The sequence below is a fragment of the Paraburkholderia terricola genome, from assembly GCF_003330825.1.
Taxonomy (GTDB): domain Bacteria; phylum Pseudomonadota; class Gammaproteobacteria; order Burkholderiales; family Burkholderiaceae; genus Paraburkholderia; species Paraburkholderia terricola.
This window is the reverse complement of sequence record NZ_CP024942.1, coordinates 2,382,237-2,400,644: the sequence shown is the minus strand read 5'-3', so window position 1 is coordinate 2,400,644 and position 18,408 is coordinate 2,382,237. Positions and strand designations below refer to the sequence as shown.

Below are 18,408 nucleotides of genomic sequence, written 5' to 3'. Positions count from 1 at the left end.
GGAACCCGTGAGAACAACGCACTTTTTCGCGTCTGTCGTACGCGTGCGACACATCCTTCGTTACGCATCCCGGCTTACTCCTGACACGCATGCTGTTCGACCGGCATCGTCCCCGGTGACGCACGGACGTCGACCAGCAGTACGCAGCGTATGCACATCGAACAAGGGGAACTCAGGACGCGCACAAGCGTAGCGAATCGAACATCAATGCGTCAGTCACGCGCACAGCCTTCGACACCGTCAGCGAAGCTGATACGCACGCAGCCGTGCCGACCCTGAACACGTTACACGCGTGCTCATTCGAAAGACATGCACACAACGGCACGAACGCTTTACGCACGCGATTGACACCTGAACGCGAAAGCATCACGCACGGGTTACGCATCCTTTAACGCACAGGCATGCGCATGCCGTTTACTCCAGAAGGAAGACCTCTGCGCAACGCCTTTGCTCACCCATTCGCACACGATGGTGCAGGGCCTGAACGGACGTTTACGCGGCGACGGGAATCTTAACGCAGAACGTTTACGCGGGGCGACAAAATGCGCACTGAAAACACGGTATTGCAGGATAGGCTATCGCCGGTTTTGGGCGTCATGTGCAACGCACTTCTACTAGATGACCATGGTCGCGACCTCAGTAACCTTTCGCTTGCCAACAAGCGCCCTCGCATCGGCGGAAATTCCGTTGCGTATTCCGGTAATGTGATCGATCAGATCAACGAGAATATGGCGAACTGTATTCGTGGCCACCGGAATAGCTCGCCGTCTCGAGCGGAGTTAAGGAGCTGAGAAGTCGTCACAGTTATGCCATTTTGGTGTCGAGGCCATTTCAAGATGTCGTGGCGGCAGCCAAATACAAATGTCGTGTTTTCAGGGTTAAAAGGTCGGTCTTTCATCGGTTACTGATCACCCAGTGTCGAAGGATCCGCCGAGAATGGGCAGGGCGCTGACGTCTGTTTCGACTGACCCTGCAGACCACCGGCCAGGTTTACGGGTTGCGGGTTATCTGTCTTTGCTGGGCAAGATCCACGATCACATGCTCGATGTCAGTCTGCGTGAATTCGCGTTCTTTCTTCTTGCCCGGCGAGCTGCCCTCAGCCCTGGTTGCAACCCCCAGATGCGTTCGTGAAGGCGCCTTGCCGATCCGGCTGTTATCGCGTTGAGCCTGAATCACCTGCGCGACCTGCAGCACGTGGCTCAAACGTTTATGCTCGACGATCGCGCCCTGATCGATTTCTGTCAGCCGGTCATACTGCCTGCACGACAATGCACCGCCATCTGCCCGAAGTTCGATTCGCCCATCCGGATACTCCCAGACCTCGATATACCGGTCGATCAGCTTGCGATGCGCCGGCGTATCGTCCAGCAGATACATGACGCGGTCGTACTGCACGGTCAGCGCCTTCGTCACCTTGCGCGGCTCGCGCCACGTGAGCACGAGTTCAAGGTTCTCGTCAGCCCTCGGCGGACGGTGTGCGTCAAAGTCGCTCTTCGGAGGCTTTGCGAAACGCGCGTTGTAGGCCGCCATGAAGGAGGGCACCCAGGCATTGGCCGCAGCGAGCGTGCGGATGTCGCGCAAGCGCATTTCCTTCACCATCCGGTCCTGCAGCGTCAGGTGCGCGCGCTCGACACGGCCCTTGGCCGCGCTACTGTTTGCACAGATCGTGTCGATGTTCAGCTCGTACATCGCGCGACCAAACTGCGTCACGCTATTGCCGGTCCTGCTTGCGGCCGTGTTCCGGAACACGCTCGCCTTGTCGCTGTAGAACGCCACCGGCTTGCCGTGACGCTCGATGTACGCACGCGTCGCCTCGAAGTAGCTGAAGGTCGATTCCGTGGCCGTGAAAAGCACGTGCATCAGCCGGCTCGTTGCGTCGTCGACGTACACCAGCAGCGTGCACTGCGGCGCCCGGTCCTCGAACCAGGGATGCTCGCTGCCGTCGATCTGGATCAGCTCGCCCAGGCACGACCGCCGCGCGCGCGGCTGGTAGACCTTCGGCGGCCGCTGCCGGCGCGGCACCCATAGGCCCGCGTCCGTCATCAGCCTGCGGACCGTTTCCTTCGCCAGACGTATGCCGTGGCATTCGTGCAGCTTCTCGCAGGCCAGCGTTGGGCCGAAATCGGCGTAGTACTCGCGGATAATCGCCAGGGCGCGCTGGGCCTCGTCGTCGTCCAGCCGCCGGTTACCCGGTCGGCTACGTTTGCGTGAGACCAGGCCCGCTGCGCCTGATTCACGATACCGGATTACCAGCCGCTCGATCTGCCGCACCGTCAGGCCCAGCCGGTCGGCAGCACGTCCAGGTTTCAGACCGGTGTCCACCACAGCCTGGATCACCTTCAGTCGGTCGAGTTCGCGCATGTTCAATGTCACCAGTGTCGCTGGATGCATGGCCGGCTCCGTAATCCCGCGGGGAACCGGCAAGCATACCCAGAGCAGAACACGACATTTCTTATATGGTCGCCTCCCATTTGCAAGGTAATTGTTCGTAGCGAGAAGGGTGGTTGCGGACTTATATCCGGACTCGATTGCGGAACGTACCCGCCGGCCCCGATGGATTTCGCCGCAAAGGTCCTAATCTAAATAACGGACTCGAAGTCCGAGAAATGTCTCAGGCTTGCCTTCACGCGGTCCAACCTGTCTTGCCATCGTTCAATACACCTGTGCAACCGTGGATGGGTTAAAGGCTACGGTTCGTGCTTACTGCGCTGGTGCTGCCTGATACGTTCGACCATACGCGAGCAGCGCCCAGATTGTTCGCGCCATCTTGTTGGCGAGCGCAACGGCAACGACATTCGTTGGACGCCGGGTCAGCATCTGGCGCAAGCGCTCCGGCAAATACCTTGAACTTGAGATGACCGATCGCGCGCCGTGGATCAGTAGCGTTCGCAAGTACACGTCCCCGCGTTTGCTGATCCCGCCAAGCTTTACCTTGCCCCCAGAGCCGTTCTGTCGCGGCACGAGGCCCAAATAGGCAGCGAACTCCCGGCCGGAGCGAAAGGTCTTCGCCTGTCCAATTACCGATACTGCAGCAGTGGCCGTGAGTACTCCCACGCCGGGGATTTCGGAAATGCGTCTGCATGCATCGTTGTTGCGTCGCCACTCGAGAATGCGCTGTTCGATCCGGGCAATCTGCTCGTCGAGTCCACGTAGCCGCGAGATCTGGTCCTGCAGGCTGTCTGCCAGCATAGTGGGCAACTGCTCAGCCATCGACGCCAGCGCGACTTTGGCTGCCTCTATCGATGCACGGCGACCTGCCGGCAGTATCACGCCAAATTCGTAGAGCAATCCGCGAAGCTGGTTGACCTGCATGACACGGATCCTGACGAGTTGCTGGCGTATGCGGTGCATCGCAAGCATGGCCTGCTGGTCTTCCGTCTTGACAGCTACGAAACGCATGCCGGGACGTTGGGCCGCTTCCCAGATCGCCGCGGCATCCGCGGCATCGTTCTTGTTCGACTTCACGAACGGTCAGACGAACTGGGCTGCGATGAGCCGCACGTCGTGGCCAAGCCGCGCCAGGACACGGGCCCAGTGATGGGCGCTGCCGCAGGCCTCCATAACGACACAAGTCGCAGGCCGGTTGGCGAAGAACGGCACGAGCTGGGCGCGTTTGAGCACCTTGCTGCGAATCGCGCCGGTCACAGGCTCGACGTAGTGAATCTGGAAAACGCGCTTGGCCAGGTCGATGGCAATAGTCGTGGGTTCCATCAGCTTTCTCCTTAACGGGATATCCCAACGGAGACGATACTCGGGCTCGACATCGTCGCCGGGGTTGCTGCGGCGTCGGTTGGCCCGTTAAGGCGGGAGGCGACCATTCCATCTATAAAGCTACTACATTTGGGATTTTGCATAATTCTTTTTATGACAAATTCAGGATCACTAATTTACGTTAACCTGAAAAAAAACTGTTCCCGCTTCCTGCAGAATCCTGTTTCTGATCTGCAGACCCCGCTCTGCGGATGGCGGCAACCGGGACACCGAAAGCCTTCGGTGCACGCATCGGATGGCTCAGATGTTCGGCCGCGCCAGCGCGTTCGCCCTGAATGCCCGCTCGCACGCCGGACACCGGACTCCCGGATGCGCTGCTCCTGCGGCGAGTGGCGCATTTCGCTCGCGAAGCCGAACAGCTGCATGATGCCGGTCCACGACCGCACGCGACCGCGACAGCGGCACGCTCTCCTCGAAGACCCGCACCGACGACTTCACGGTGCCGTCCCTCGTCCGGCCGACCATCGCCGCCCCGGCGTCATTGCTGGATCGTCGCGTGCTTCATCAGCTCGCCGGTGAACTGCGCGGCGGCCTTCTCCAGCGCGAGCGCCTGCAACTGCAGACGGATCGTGTCCTTCGCCTGGTCGAATGACGGGACCTGCGTGGGCCGTTTTGCATCAAGTTTCACGATCACGCGCATCGCGTTGTTGCCGTCACCGGTCGCAATCGCGACCGGCGTGACACCGCCGGCTGGCAACTGCGTGATCGCCTGCGCCACCGCGAGCGGCAGCCCCTGGGTATTGCCTTCGCGTTCGCAAATCTTGCGGCCGATTCCGACACGAAACAGTCTTTCGAAATTTCGTCGCGTGTTTAACTCCTATGCCGTAATCCACTTATGCAGTTGGTTCGCGTTCACACCCGCCTTCAACGCCAGTCCGGCAATTGACGCACCAGGCTGCAGGCAGGCGTCAATCAACCTGCGCTTGCCCTCGGCGTCAAACTTCCTCTTGCCTGCTGCAGTCACGCCGGTCACCCGCAGCGGAAAGAAATCAACTTCGTTCTCTGTCATCGGTTGCGTCCGCAAGTTGTAGTTGCGGACGCAAGCCGGCGCTCGTTCAGCTTGGAATTCTAGGTGCGTTTAAATTCTCAATGCCGGCGACGCCGTGGTCTATAGCACTCATCCATTGCAAAGCCCGGAACGGCCAAGCTGCTTGCGACGCACGCCATTCGATTTGATCGCCTTCTGTTCCTCGTCGACGCCCGGCGATACCTGCTGCATGGTCAGGACGCATACGCGGCACTGGACATGACGATTCACGTCAGCCCAATGCCGCCTGTACCGAGGCCCCTGTAACATGCCCGCAAGATCCCGCACCTACACATTCAAATTGAAAATATCGACCCGCAAATATTTGAGAACCTCGTAATACCAGCCGATTACTTGATCCCCCCTCCACGATTTGATCTTGTCCCATTGATTTGAATTCTTGATATTCCAGCAAGCAACCGAATCGAGCTCATTATCCTGCGGCCACACGGAAAACTTCTCCCTCACGACATAATCCATAACCTGGGATCGCTGCGTATATTTTTCCTTGATTATTTTGGCAACGATATCCCTTGAGTTAGGCAGGGAAATCGACGATATCGCACTGAATGTGCTCGCCACCTCCCCAGTTTTCGCGCGAAAGTACGCAGCCGAGTATGCATCTCTTTCGAAGGACTTTATTTTTGTCCTGTCAGGCCCGACGCTCCTCGGCAATTCAACGCCGGTCTCCTCGAAGAATTCACGCCTGGCGCATTTCTCCGTATCATTTTCGTCGTTTCTTCCTCCAGGCAGAGCATTCAATCCGCCGCCCTTTTTCCCAGTCAAATCGATCCCCCGATAATTGACCGTTTCTCCATTTTCGCTCAAGTAATAGTACGACCTCTCCCGTTTCGTTGCGATAAGAAACGTACCAAAATCGTCATACAAAACCGCATAAGCAGGAGGAGTGTTCTGCGGAGCAGGCATAGCATCATCATCGCGCGCAATCACCGGATCAGGAGACATGATCGCCCTCTATTTATAAAGTGAATTCAAATGTCGCTCAGCGCTCACCTGCTGAGCGACATTACATAACAACGCAACGTATTGCTTTGCGAGCGCCCGGACTCAGGCCATTTCCGGCTCCGCATCCCACTCCTCCGCGACGGTGGCAAAATCATCGACCGTCCGGCCCTCGATCCAACCAAGCATATTGGCCTTGACTGTCTCGTTGATTCGACAGCCGATGTTGGCGGCCGCACGGCTACCGACATGAATGCCGTAGATGCACCACTGGCCAGCGTCGTCCTTGGCGACGATCGCGGAACCGCTTTGTCCCTGCGCGGTGGAAATCCTGTAACTCAGAAGTGTCGGCGTAACTTCGGTCAATGCCCCGGTGCCAGACCACATGGTTTTCGCCGGTTGCTTGTCGCCCGGATAGCCTGCGATCTGCATGGCCGTCGTCTGCAAATCCCTGTCGGCAGCAATTTTCAGCGTGTACTTGGTCAGATCTTCCGGCACTGCCTTGACCAGCCTGATAATCCCGTAATCCAGGCCGTCGTCCTGTTCGTCCTGCTCGAAGGCCTCCGGGTAGTAGATCTTGTTGGCGGCGAAACTGCCATACGGATGATCTGCGCTCCCGTTGTTGGCCGGGTAGAACCGGATCGCTGTCGCGCGGCCGCCGCAAGCGGAATCGAACAAATTGTGAGCACAAGTTGCAACATGGGTGTCGTCCACCAGCGTCGCAGTTCCGATATACGACTTCCCGTCAGGGAACAGCATCTCCAGCATACCGACGCCATTCCACGGCGAGATCCGCGTATTGGACACTCGCTTGCGGTTATCCGGCGGGAATACCGCGTGGACGATATGCGAACGCGATTCGAGCGGTGTCGACCAGGATGCAACGACCTCCTGCTCCCGCTGCTCCAACAGATGCAGCGCCTCTTCCTCGCTCAAGACCTCCATGCTTGCGGGGTCGAGGTTCTTCTTGCTTTCGGTCAGGTTGATCGTGTTCAGCAGTTCTAGCATCTCCGAGAATTGCTGTATCGTCCACGTACCGCTTTCAACCTTCTTCAGGTATTCGAGAACCTTCTTGTCCTTCGCTGCAACCTCCTTGCGAATCCGCGCTTGCAGTCCATCGGATTTGGCCTTGGTGATGCAGCCAGTCGCCTTCAATTGCAGATCGTAGAAGTGTGTTTGCGTCGATGCATTGCAGGGAAGCGCCAGCGCCATATTGCCGTTGAAGGCAACAGGCAGCCGTCCCTCGAACTCAACCCTGTTTTTGAACTCGATCGACTGCTTGAACGTATTGGAGGCAAACGACATGTTGATGCTGACGGAGTAAGGCAAAAGACCGGCCCCCAACCCGTCCGACGAAGACGACGAAGGCTCCTGCGGCGTCGGATTTGGCTCGAACTTGAACAATCCCTCTCCAGCAGCAGCCTGCTGGTTGATTGCTTCGAATAAGGTCTTCGTGGATTCCAGCAACTGCCAGCCGAACTCCTTGCCACCGCCACCTTGAATGTATTTGATCTTGACGATCCCCTTCTTTTGCATGTCCTGCGTGATCTTGTCGAAACTGGCGTTGCCGATATTTAGCCATCCGATCCGGGCGCTCGCTCCGAATTGACTACGCGTGTATTCCCAAACTTGGGACAGGTCTGCCGTGAGCTCAGCGATCCACGGGTCGGCAAGCAGCTCGCACGTACCGTAGAAATTGACGCCAATTTCTGGATTCTTGTTTTTATCGTCCGAGCCCTGCAACCCTACCAATTCTGCAAACAGGCTATTGCCTGAAGAGACGTTAAAGCCGAACTGCGTGCCAACCTGAAAACGCTCCGGGAAAGTGATGCTGCTGCGCCCGCCCATTTCAACGACGTCCGTCGCGATGATGGGCTGGACAGTCACGTCTTCAAGCACGAGCGGCACCAGGTAAACATTTCTGACTTTGTAGATCCGCTTTGCCTCGGCCACTATGGCGTCGCGCTGCTTTTTGGTGATCTCGGCAATGCCCTGCCCGCTGACTACCGCCCCGACAACGCTCTGATAGTTACGATTCCCAACATCGATGAAATACGGCTGAGCGTTGATCCCATAATATTTCACCTCATAGCTTCTGATCGTCTCCTCATTGACTGGATCAATGCGAGCCGGGAAATAATGAAACGTTTCAAGGCTTTCACTGTCCTGATAAGCAATCACACCGTCCTTCGCACACGACCGATTTAAACGAGCAACCATTTTATTTCTCCTGTGGCATTGGTTTTCGACACGACACATTAAACGTCGCGCACGACAAAATTACGCCGCCGCGCACAGCATATCCATTACACCCAATTACACCGCGACGACCCAACTAGCAGGCTGCTGAAATACAGTCCGACAGAAGCAGCCTTTCTGCACTTACGCGGCTCTCGCCACAAGGTTTATCGCATTGTGCAATTTCAACGTGAATTCCACGCTTGTTCGGCAGTTTGAGGCCAATTTCTGGCTTCATTGCCGCGTTTTTCGCTGCTACAGACGGACTTGTGTCAGTGAGCGCATGCGCACGAGGTTGTAGGCAGCCATGTTCAACACGAACATCTGGTCCACTTTCTTCAACCCGCGCACCACCACCTGGCGCATGCGCCCCACGGTCTTGGCCCACCCGAAGCCTTGTTCGATCAACTTGCGCTTTTGCTGCGAAATGGCGTAGCCCACGCTCGAGGCAATGGTATCGGGCACGGATGAACGCCGCCCCGAGGTGTTTTGCGCAACGTGCGGTGTGACCTTCATCTGCTGGCACGCCTCGATGAATTCCTGTGCGTCGTAACCCTTGTCTGCGCCCAGCGTGATTTCTGCGCTCGCATCTTCTGCCGCTTGCCGCGCGTCGTTGATCATGACCTTGGCCGCTTCGCGCTCGGCGTGCCCGTCAGCGCGCGTCACGCACGCGTTGACCACCAGACCATGTCGATTGTCGGTCAGCGTGTGGCCCATGTAACGCAATTCGCTGGCCGTATTGCCTTTGCGATAGAGCCGTGCATCGGGATCGGTCCGGGACTCATGCGTCTCGTTGCTGCGCTTCTCGCCTTTAAAGTCGCCTGCGTTGCCGCCGTCGCTGTCCTGATCGTCACTGTCCTTGGGCACGAAGCTCTTGTGCCCCGCCCACGCCTGGATCAGCGTGCCGTCCACGCTGAAGTGCTCTCCCGAGAGCAGGCACTTCTTCTCAGCGATCGCCACCACTTCGTTGAAGAATTCGATCACCGCATCATGCTTGATCAGGCGTTCGCGGTTCTTCGTGAAGACCGTCGGTACCCAAACCTCGTCATCCATCGCCAGGCCGATGAACCAGCGAAACAGCAGGTTGTATTGCACCTGATCCATCAATTGGCGCTCCGAGCGGATGCTGTAGAGCACCTGGATCAGCATGGCTCGCAGCAACTTCTCCGGCGCGATGCTCGGCCGCCCACCCTTGAGGTCGGCCTCGTACATCCCGGCAAACAACCGATCCATCTTCACCAGTGCTTCGTTCGCCATCACCCGGATCGAACGCAACGGATGCGACTTCGGAACGAAGTCGTCCAGCTTGCGCATGGAAAACAAACTCTCGGTGAATGTGTCGGCGCCGCGCATGATCTCCAAGGGGCAAGTGGGGGTCTTCCATCAACGCTTCAGGGGCCTTCAGCGATGACATTACCGCCGATACTTCAGCAGCCTGCTAGGCTGACAACGCGCGCTGAATGCAGCCTCCCGAAAAATCGACCCTTCAGATCGCGCTGTATTGGCTTGGTAGCCACTCGCGGAGGGTAAAGCGACACCCGAAAACCGAGTACTCTCACGTTTTCGCACGGCCTCGCCCACGTGCTGCCCGATGCGGTCGGCATACGTCGGCCGCAATATTCCTTGGTCACCGTCGGCGGCCGCGCGCCGAAGGCCGCATCTCAACAGCGAAGTGATGACTTCATTTCGCGTCCGGCAAACCCATACTGAGTATGGCTCGCCACGTTATCGGGATGCACGAAGTCCTGAGTTGGCGATTTTATAGTCACAACGCTGACATCTTAAATGCGTTCTACGAGTGGCTCCTCGCAAAATAAAATCCGTATACCCGGAGCACTTATGCCGCTTGGATAATTAAAAACTTGAAATTTATGCATTATGCTTCGAAAAGCAAAATGCATAAAAATTACCCATTCCCTATAAATCTATTGCTGAACGAAGTATGCAAGCCTAGAATCGGCCGGTGGTTCAGCGAGGTCACGTAGATGTTGCGGTCAGTTTTCAATATTTTGCAAACTAGAAGTCGAATTTTTAAGACATCCGGAGCAAATTAATCATGTCAACCATCAATCTTGAACAAACGCAGATTAATCTCACGTTAGCGTATCTTGTTAACTATTCCGCAACAGACTACACCTCGGGAAAAGAAATTCAGAACCCAACTCCGGCGCAGGTTAGCCGGAATATCATTAATGGCCTGAGCGCCTCCAGGATGACCCAGAACAAACAGTTCAGTATCGTTTGGGGGCCCGCCTTGCTTCGCGATCCCGATCCGGATAGATATGCGACGCAGATCACTGCAGTACTGCAATCGAGAACCACAGGCGAATATTCGGTGGTGACCAGTGGCACCGATTTCAGTTCCCCCGTGGACCTTCTGGAGGACAATCTGTATGAAACCCTCGTGTCATTCCGGAAGTACGTGCCGTCATGTTCCGACTTGGCAGGTATATCGGCCGGAACAGACATAGGACTATCATCCGTGATCCTGACCGCCGACTCAAACGGGGCGACGCTCATTGACTTTCTCAAGACGGTACCGCCTTCGAGCGTGCTTAACGTTGTCGGGCATAGCCTAGGCGGCGCCCTGGCATCCGCGCTTGTCCTGTACCTGAAGAATCAGCGTGACTTGCAAGCGCTAAACCTGAAATACAACTGCCAGACGTTTGCTGCGCCGACGGCGGGCAACGATATTTTTGCTGGTTATTTTGACGAACAGATGCGAACCAACGCGATACGCGTATGGAACACGGTGGACGTCGTACCGATGGCGTGGAATGCAGACAGTATCGAGCTTGTAAAAAAGGTCTATGAACCACAAATTCACACCCCCGATGTCGTCAAGGCACTTGTCGATCTGATAAGCGCCACTTCGAGGTCTCTGAATTACAGACAATGGGGAAATTACGGCTCTTTGCAGAACAAGCTTGATGGACAGGCTGTTTCCCAGATTACGGATTTCTATCAGCAGGTGGGCTTTCAGCATATCTACGGATACATCTTCCTTCTGGGACTGGGTTTGGGCGATATACACATCCCCCCGCCTCCTATCAGCCAGGCAAAGTGATGCGTGGTCCGCGAGCTACGGACTTTGTTCGGCAGGGTATTTGCAAGAAGGCTTTGGGGGTGGATAGAAAGGTCAAAATTCGATCTGTCCGCCCTCCAAAAGTTGGCGTTTTATTGTCGAGCTACGACTCACATCGACCGCAAGCAAAACGCAAACTGCGTATTTCGGCGAACGTGACCGCCGATTTCGAGAACGTGACCGATTCGGCGGGGTTGGGCGTTGCGCGGTGTTGATTGTAGATTTTCTTGTTAGTCCTGGTCGAGTTCGGGCTCCAGGACGCTGGGTTTTGGGGATGCCTTCCTGAGGGATTCACCGGTGAGCGTGATCCGGTGATGACGCTGCATGAGATGGTCGAGCATTGCGTCGGCGATGGTCCCCGTGCAGAAAGGCCTGCGCCAAGGTTCAATCCGAAGTTATCGCGACACAGTTCGCCTGTTTCTGGCTTTGTATCCGAGCAACGCCGCACCTCAATTACTTCCCTGACTGTCGAGGACCTCGCCTTCGAGCGAGTTCTGACATTCCTCAAGTATCTGGAGCAGCAGCGCGGCAACTCCGTGCGTACCCGCAACCAGCGACGCGCCGCGCTGAACACTTTCTACGCATATCTTCGGCAACTGCTCGGTGAACAACGCACATTGCCAATGGTCCGGTGTTCGGCGCAGTAAAAAGCCGCCCCCTGACGCGCTTTGGTATCTACAAGATAGTCCGGCGACATGCAGCGCCGTGGGACACGGACGGTCCGCAGCCGCGACATGTGAGTCCCCATCTGTTTCGACATACTGCCGCCGTCCACCTCCTTGAATCCGGTGTCGAAGTCAACGTCATTCGTGGTTGGATCGGACACGTTAGCCTCGATACCACCAACCGCTATGCTGAACTGACGTTACGCGCCAAGGCCGAAGCGTTACGTGCCTGCGAAATAAGCCCTTCTAATTCGGGGGCATCCCGCGCTCGTGCAGTCTGGAAGGACGACAAAGCACTCATCGAGTGGCTCGACGCGCTGTAGCTCGTTATGTGCCCAGACATTCGCGCTCTTCCCGACAGCAGTACAAATCTGTGTCGATCGCCACATAACGGCCTCGGACACAGAAGCCGGATAACCTGCGCGCAATGATTGCCGATCTCGACCGCTATGAACCTCGCGCCGGCGACACCGTGCTGGACTTTGCGCGTCATTACGGTACCTCATTCCTCCCTGCTCGCGTATATCGCCCGAGGGACAAACCGAAAGTGGAAGTTGCGGTCCAGGTGGTCGAAATTGGATCATGGCGCGCCTGCGTCATCACCGGTTTGCGTCGGTTCACTCGGTCAATGAGGCAATCCGCCCACTGCTCAAGAACCTGAACGAGCGCCCGTTCCAGAAGCTGCCGGGATGCCGTGGGCCAGGCTGCAGCACTTTGTGAGTAGTGACGCACATCCGGCATCCTCCTGTTGGCGGCCAGAAGTCGCGCATGCTGTTTCTGATGTACGAGGCCGCCAGTCAGCCGTTGTTTTCCGTGGACCACATCCTATAGTGCCGCACGCCAGCTGCGCTGCATGCGGCGACCGGTTCAGCCAGTTGCAGCGCCAGCGTTACCCTGGCGCTCCGTCATACGCGCTCTCTCCAGCTTGCGTAATTCGTGGAAGCTGGACACGCGTTTCGCGTGAAGGTGGACAGCGGTTTCGCGCGAAGCTGGACGTTCGGAGCGCAGCGACGCGGGGGTTTCGATATTTACTCTGACTGCTGGTTTTCGGTCAAACTCTTTTTGCGTTTTCGCATCGAATCACCGCTGAGATTGATGCGATAGGTGTTGTGCACGAGCCGGTCGAGAATGGCATCGGCGAGCGTCGGATCGCCGAGCGCGGCATGCCAGCTATCAACTGGAATCTGGCTGGTTACCAGGGTTGAGCGGTGGCCGTGGCGATCATCGAGGATCTCAAGCAGGTCACGCCGTGTGCTGTCAGTCATCGGCGCCATCGCGAGATCGTCCATGAGCAACACGTCGGTCTTGGCCCACTGCGCCAGCAGCCGGGCATAGCGACCACTACCGTGTGCGATGGCGAGCTCCTCGTTCAGTTTGGGAACTCTCAGGTATAGCGCGGAGTAACCAAGACGACACGCCTGGTTCGCCAGCGCACACGCCAGCCAGGTCTTGCCCAGGCCCGTGGCGCCGACGATCACGGCGTTGTTGCGCTCACGAATCCAGGTGCCGGTGAGAAGCTGGCTGACGAGTCCACGATCCAGGCCGCGTGCCGATCGGTAGTCGATGTCTTCGGGCACCGCGTCGGAGAACTTGAGTTTCGCCCGGCGCAACCGCGCCGCAGTCTGCCGGGATTCGCGCACGCTGACCTCCCGTTCGACGAGAAGCCCCAGCCTCTCTTCGAAACTAAACGCCTCGACGTCGGCGAGTCCCTGCTGCTCGGTAAGCGCGTCAGCCATGCCGTTCAGGCGCAGTTCGTGCAGTTTGTTAATGGTTGGGTGTTTCAGCATAGTGCTTCCTCAGTGGTAGTAATCGGGCCCGCGCACATTGGCGTGCGCAAGCGGCAGGTCGGGCTGTACCGCAACCGGCGATGGCTGCTGGTCCAGTCCATTCTTCAGCGTCGAGTCGATGAAGCGGTAACTCGGCGCTTTCAGATCGATGGCGCGGCTGCAGGCGGCTTCCAGCCGCTGGTTGCCGTAGTCTTTGGCCAGTCGCAGTACGCCCAGGCGGGTGCGATAGGCCTGCTGCGGATGCTGACGGCCGCCGAGCAGATGCTGGATGACGGCATCTGTGTGCGGGCCGATCGTGGCGGCCCAGTTGCGCAGGCGCTGCGGGTCCCAGCCGGTGATGGCCTGATGATTGGCCGGCATGTGCTCGGTCAGCGTGGTGTGAGCGCCGCGGCGATCGCTCTTTGCGTGCGCGGCGATGCGCGTGCCGCGACGGAAGACTTCGACGGTGGCTGTGGTGTAGCGGACGTCAACCTGTTCACGCGCGAAGCGGTGAGGGACCGAGTAGTAATGGCCGACGAGTTCGATGTGATAGTCAATGCCGACACGGGCGACCTTCCAGTCGGCGTATTGATAAGGGTGCGCCGGTAACGGCTTGAGTGCTGCGCGCTCGAGTTCTTCAAAGGCGGTTCGCCGCGAACCGGGTAGTTTCTTGAATGCCTTGTCGTTCAGGCTCACAAGCAGCGCGGCGATCGCCCGGTTGGCTTCGGCAAGACTGAAGAAGCGTTGTTTGCGCAACCGGGCGAGAATCCATCGTTGTACGAGGAGCACTCCCTGCTCGACCTTGGCCTTGTCCCGGGGCTTTTTACTGCGGGCGGGGATGACTGCCACGGAGTAATGCGAAGCCATCGCGCCGTAGGTGCGATTTACGATCGGGTCATAGAAGCTCGGTTTGTGCACGCCCGACTTGAGGTTGTCGGGCACGACAATTTCTGTACAGCCGCCAATGAATTCGAACGTGCGCACATGCGAACCGATCCAGTCTGGCAACTGCTGCGTCCAGGTCGCTTCGGCGTACGTGTAATTCGACGCGCCGAGAACAGCAACGAACAGCTCGGCGTCGCGGATCTCGCCGGTCTGCGCGTCGATGATGGCGATCCTGTCGCCGGAGTAGTCGACGAACAGCTTCTCGCCGGGCGCGTGCGTCTGGCGCAAGGTCAGCGGCAATGCGCTCGCCCACCGGTTGTAGTGGGTGCAGAACCACGTGTAAGCGTAGCCGTCGGGGTGTTCGGCCTTGTACTCGTTCCACAGCAGGTCAAGCGTGACGCCCTTGCGCGACAGCTCGCGCCGCACAGTAGGCCAGTCGGGTTCGGGGCGTTGCCCTTCAACCCGGGGCGGCGGTGGGTACAGCAGCGCTTCGAGTTCGTCGTCAGAGAGAGTCGTGGGCAGCGGATAGCTGAGTCCGGCGCGTTGCATGCGCCGAACGTACTGTCCGACTGTGGTCGGCGACGCGCCAAGAGCTCGGGCGATCTCCCGATGGTTGAAGCCGCTTTCGAAATACAGGCGCAGCACTTCACGAATTTTACGCATGGTCAACTTTGGGTATGCCATGTGGCTCCCGACAAAGTGTCGAGCGTGCCACGGTTGACCCGCGTCGCTACCTCATGCGGCTACTGTCCAGCTTCGCGTGAAATCGCTGTCCAGCTTGCCGTGAAATCCGTGCCCACCTTCGCGTGAAATGCCTGTCCAGCTTGGCGCGAAATCGCTGTCCAGCTTGGTGTGAAATACGCAGGTAGCGGCCTGTCGCAGCCGAAAATGAGGAAAACAGTGCAAGCGAAACGCCCTCCCCCGGCTTGTCCGCAAATGAAGGGTATGAAAGCCACAACTATCATCCCCTTCATTTGCGGGCGCACTTCAGCATCCAGACCAACCTGTACCTGCCGTCGAGGCTGGAGGCGCTGAGGGAGGGCAGGGCAGTCCGGACGGCCACACACCACCGTATGTCAAAGCCAAATTCAGATGTCGTAGCGCCGGCTATTTGCAGATGTCGTGGTTTTGACGTCGGTTTTAGTCTGTCTCTCACGGTTTGCATCACACGCAGTGCCGAAGGATGCGGGCTGAACGGGAAGACCCGCACCGGCGACTTCACGGTGCCGTCCGCCGTCCGGCTGACCATCGCCGCCCCGGCGTCATTGCTGGATCGTCGCGTGCTTCATCAGCTCGCCGGTGAACTGCGCGGCGGCCTTCTCCAGCGCAAGCGCCTGCAGCTGCTGGCGGATCGTGTCCTTCGCCTGATCGAACGACGGGACCTGCGTGGGCCGTTTCGCGTCGACCTTCACGATCACGCGCATCGCGTTGCCTGCTTCGCCGGTCGCAATCGCGGCCGGCGTGACGCCACCGGCTGGCAACTGCGTGATCGCCTGCGCCACCGCGAGCGGCAGGCCCTGAGTCTGGCCCTCTGCTAACGGCGTCCTGAAACTGACCCACGGCAGTTCGCCACCCGCCGTCTTGCTCGGCGCCACGCTGTACTGGCGCGCCAGCGCATCGAACGACGTGCCGGATTTCAGTTTCGCCAGCACGGTGGTCGCGGTTGCCTCATCGGGAACGGCAATCACACGCGGCTTGTACTCTTCCCTGCCGAGCGACGCGACGATCTCGTCGTAGCGCGTCTTCACCTGCGCGTCAGTGACCGGTTCCGGATGAATGCTGTCTTTCAGGTACAGCTGCGTTTCCGCGTTGACCTTCGCCGCGTTCATCGCCTGCTGCACTTGGGGCTTTGTGTCGTAGTGCGCTTTTTCGGCGTTCTGCCGGAACAGTTCCCGCGCGATCAGCTGGCCCTTGAGCGCCTGACGCAGTTGCGGCGTGTCCGGCTGTCCTGAACTGCTCACGGCCGTGCGCACCGTGCTCTCGAGTTGGGTGGCCGGGATATCGACGCCATTGACGCGCGCGACGACACCCTGCGGCAATCCGCCGGTGCTCCCGGCCTGCAACCCGAACGGATGGGCGACTGCCATGCCGGTCTGGCTCGCGGCAGGATTCGTATCGTCTGCATGGGCGACACCCGGCATCGCGATGCTCAGCGACACGGAAGCAAATGCCGTCACGCACAGCATGTTGACGCTCGTGCCCAGGCGGGAGGTGGATTTTTTCATGATGGTTTCCTAGTAGTTCCAGTTCGCTGTGGCCAGCAACAGGGTCGCTTTCGGACCCAGGCTGGCGGGTTGAGTGAGTGCGCGGCCGAGCGTGACCTCGCCCGACAGGATCTGCTGGTGCCACTGCCACTGCGCGCGCAGACCCGCGCCGGCACCCGCGAGTGTCGGGAAGCCCGGCACCGCGACGAGACTGGCCTTGCCGGCATCGAGAAACACATACGGCTCGATACGGCCGTCCTTCCACGCGGGCGCATTCACCCACGCGATTTCGTTGCGCGACCAGAACCCGCGGTCGCCCGCGATCTCGCCCGAGCGGAACCCGCGGATCGTGTCCATGCCACCCAGATACAGCTGCTCGGAGCCGTACAGCGCCACATTCACATACTGGCCGCCCAGCGCCCCGCGATAGGCGAAGGCGGCCTGGCCGACCGGTGTATCCAGCTTGGGCAGCGGCACCGTGAAGTTCACCGTCGCATCGAGCTTCGTGAACTGGCTGTGCGCCGCGGTCCGCGCGATACCGTGCGCGTCGTGATCCGCCTCGAGCCAAGGCAGCCCCTGCGAGATGCCCGCGTCGAGCGTCACGTTGCCCGGCGCGTCGTTCAGCACGAACCTGTGCAGCCAGTTGCCGCCGACTCTCAGCACCGCGAGATGCTGCGGATCGAGGTCGATGTTGTTGACCTCGCGGTCGGTACGCCGCCACGACAGCGTCGCGTCCAGATTGACGATATTGGCCTGCGTGCGATTCAGCGTGTAATTCCAGCCGAGGATGTGACTGAGCGTGCGGCCATACACGAGCGCCGTGCTGTCCACCACCTGCTGGTATTCCGAGTCCGACAGCGTGTAGCTGAACGTGTGGCGCCCGAACGGGATCGCGAACGAACCGACGAGCGCGTTGCTGTCGAGGCTGTCGATGAAGTTCAGGCTGAGCGATTCCTGCATCCCGATCAGGTTGTCGGCCTCGACGCCCGCACGGTAGCGCGTCACGCCCGTCGCCCGGCTGCCGTAGTTGTCGACACCCAGCGTGTAGTACGTACGGTCGCCCGGCTGGTTACGGATCGCGACGACGGAATCGCCCGCGCCCTGCCCCGGCAGGATCTGCACGGCCGCCTGGTTGCGCCGCAGCCGGTTGATCTGCGAGACGCCCTGGTCGAGATCCTCCAGCCGCAGCGGATCGCCAGGCGCCGCCGGGAAGGCGTTTTCGTAACCGGCATCGGTGAGCCAGCCGCCACCCGCGGCGCGCGCGTCTTTCTTCAGCCGCTGCACCGGCCGCCCGTTGACCGTGTACTGCTCCACGTGACCGACCTGCACGGTGATCTTCAGCGTACCGGACCCGAGGTTCTGCGGGCCGAGGAAGGCGCGCGTCGTCACATAGCCGGCCGACACGAACGCATCGGTGAGCCGTTTCAGGAGCACGTTCAGGCGGTGCGAGCCCAGTTCGTGGCCGGTGAACGGCGCCGTGATCGCGTCGAGCCTCGCAGACGGCAGCACCGTGTTGCCATTCACCTCGATGCGGTCAACCCGGAAGGTCGGGCCGCTTTCGGCAATCTGGTTGATGGGAGTGCCGGGCGGGACGTCGAGCGTCTGCTGTGCTGGTGGCGGCACCGTAATTGACGCGGGCGGCTGGTTCAGCTCCTGCTGCCTCGCGCGCTCCTTCTGCTGGTCGATCAGTTGCTGCGCCGGGTCCTGGACCGGGCGTGCAGCCGGCAACGCCGGGACACCGGCAGGTACCCCCGAAGGGGGCGTCTGGGCATGCGCAGCGGCCATGTGAAGACCACAAAGCGCG

The 18,408-nt window shown here is 59.1% G+C and carries 12 protein-coding genes and 3 pseudogenes; 4 read left to right on the top strand and 11 right to left on the bottom strand.

Translation table 11 applies throughout. The features are described from left to right. Positions 1–990: 990 nt before the first annotated feature. From CUJ90_RS29335 to CUJ90_RS29305, 7 genes and pseudogenes are all read right to left on the bottom strand, one after another. Complete coding sequence (locus CUJ90_RS29335; RefSeq protein WP_167449687.1) at positions 991–2,391, bottom strand: ISNCY family transposase; 1,401 nt, start codon at positions 2,389–2,391, stop codon at positions 991–993. 309 nt (positions 2,392–2,700) lie between these two features. Beyond that, a pseudogene (locus CUJ90_RS29330) lies at positions 2,701–3,711 on the bottom strand (IS110 family RNA-guided transposase). Positions 3,712–4,249: 538 nt separating this feature from the next. Beyond that, positions 4,250–4,501: a peptidylprolyl isomerase gene (locus tag CUJ90_RS29325; protein ID WP_422879729.1), complete on the bottom strand. Its 252-nt coding sequence runs from the start codon at positions 4,499–4,501 to the stop codon at positions 4,250–4,252. Between the two features lie 96 nt (positions 4,502–4,597). Further along, positions 4,598–4,780, bottom strand: a pseudogene (locus tag CUJ90_RS29320) (transposase); the annotation flags it as partial. Positions 4,781–5,086: 306 nt separating this feature from the next. Beyond that, complete coding sequence (locus CUJ90_RS29315) at positions 5,087–5,764, bottom strand: NUDIX hydrolase (protein ID WP_114164459.1); 678 nt, start codon at positions 5,762–5,764, stop codon at positions 5,087–5,089. A 102-nt stretch (positions 5,765–5,866) separates the two neighbouring features. Further along, positions 5,867–7,981: a trypsin-like serine peptidase gene (locus tag CUJ90_RS29310; RefSeq protein ID WP_114164458.1), complete on the bottom strand. Its 2,115-nt coding sequence runs from the start codon at positions 7,979–7,981 to the stop codon at positions 5,867–5,869. A 273-nt stretch (positions 7,982–8,254) separates the two neighbouring features. Next, positions 8,255–9,352, bottom strand: a complete 1,098-nt coding sequence (locus CUJ90_RS29305) for an IS5 family transposase (RefSeq protein ID WP_073432981.1) — start codon at positions 9,350–9,352, stop codon at positions 8,255–8,257. Positions 9,353–10,055: 703 nt separating this feature from the next. Between CUJ90_RS29305 and CUJ90_RS29300 the strand changes: the two genes are divergently transcribed. The 4 genes and pseudogenes from CUJ90_RS29300 to CUJ90_RS29285 form a co-directional block, all read left to right on the top strand. After that, on the top strand, positions 10,056–11,066 hold the full coding sequence (locus CUJ90_RS29300) for a lipase family protein (RefSeq protein ID WP_114164457.1): 1,011 nt from the start codon (positions 10,056–10,058) through the stop codon (positions 11,064–11,066). A 332-nt stretch (positions 11,067–11,398) separates the two neighbouring features. After that, positions 11,399–11,731, top strand: a complete 333-nt coding sequence (locus tag CUJ90_RS33500; protein WP_244220068.1) for a hypothetical protein — start codon at positions 11,399–11,401, stop codon at positions 11,729–11,731. Further along, positions 11,716–12,072, top strand: a complete 357-nt coding sequence (locus CUJ90_RS33495) for a tyrosine-type recombinase/integrase (protein ID WP_244220067.1) — start codon at positions 11,716–11,718, stop codon at positions 12,070–12,072. Before CUJ90_RS33500 ends, CUJ90_RS33495 begins: the two co-directional genes overlap by 16 nt. Positions 12,073–12,143: 71 nt before the next feature. After that, positions 12,144–12,445, top strand: a pseudogene (locus tag CUJ90_RS29285) (IS21 family transposase); the annotation flags it as partial. 332 nt (positions 12,446–12,777) lie between these two features. On the opposite strand, the gene istB reads toward CUJ90_RS29285, so the two are convergent. The 4 genes from istB to CUJ90_RS29265 form a co-directional block, all read right to left on the bottom strand. Further along, positions 12,778–13,536, bottom strand: a complete 759-nt coding sequence (istB, locus tag CUJ90_RS29280) for an IS21-like element helper ATPase IstB (protein ID WP_114164456.1) — start codon at positions 13,534–13,536, stop codon at positions 12,778–12,780. Between the two features lie 9 nt (positions 13,537–13,545). Then, positions 13,546–15,084 (bottom strand): IS21 family transposase, encoded by a 1,539-nt coding sequence (gene istA / locus CUJ90_RS29275; RefSeq protein WP_114164455.1) that lies wholly within the window; start codon positions 15,082–15,084, stop codon positions 13,546–13,548. 578 nt (positions 15,085–15,662) lie between these two features. Beyond that, positions 15,663–16,487, bottom strand: a complete 825-nt coding sequence (locus CUJ90_RS29270; protein WP_114164733.1) for a peptidyl-prolyl cis-trans isomerase — start codon at positions 16,485–16,487, stop codon at positions 15,663–15,665. 147 nt (positions 16,488–16,634) lie between these two features. After that, a complete protein-coding gene (locus CUJ90_RS29265; protein ID WP_114164454.1) occupies positions 16,635–18,389 on the bottom strand; it encodes a ShlB/FhaC/HecB family hemolysin secretion/activation protein in 1,755 nt (584 codons plus the stop codon). Between the last annotated feature and the right edge of the window lie 19 nt (positions 18,390–18,408).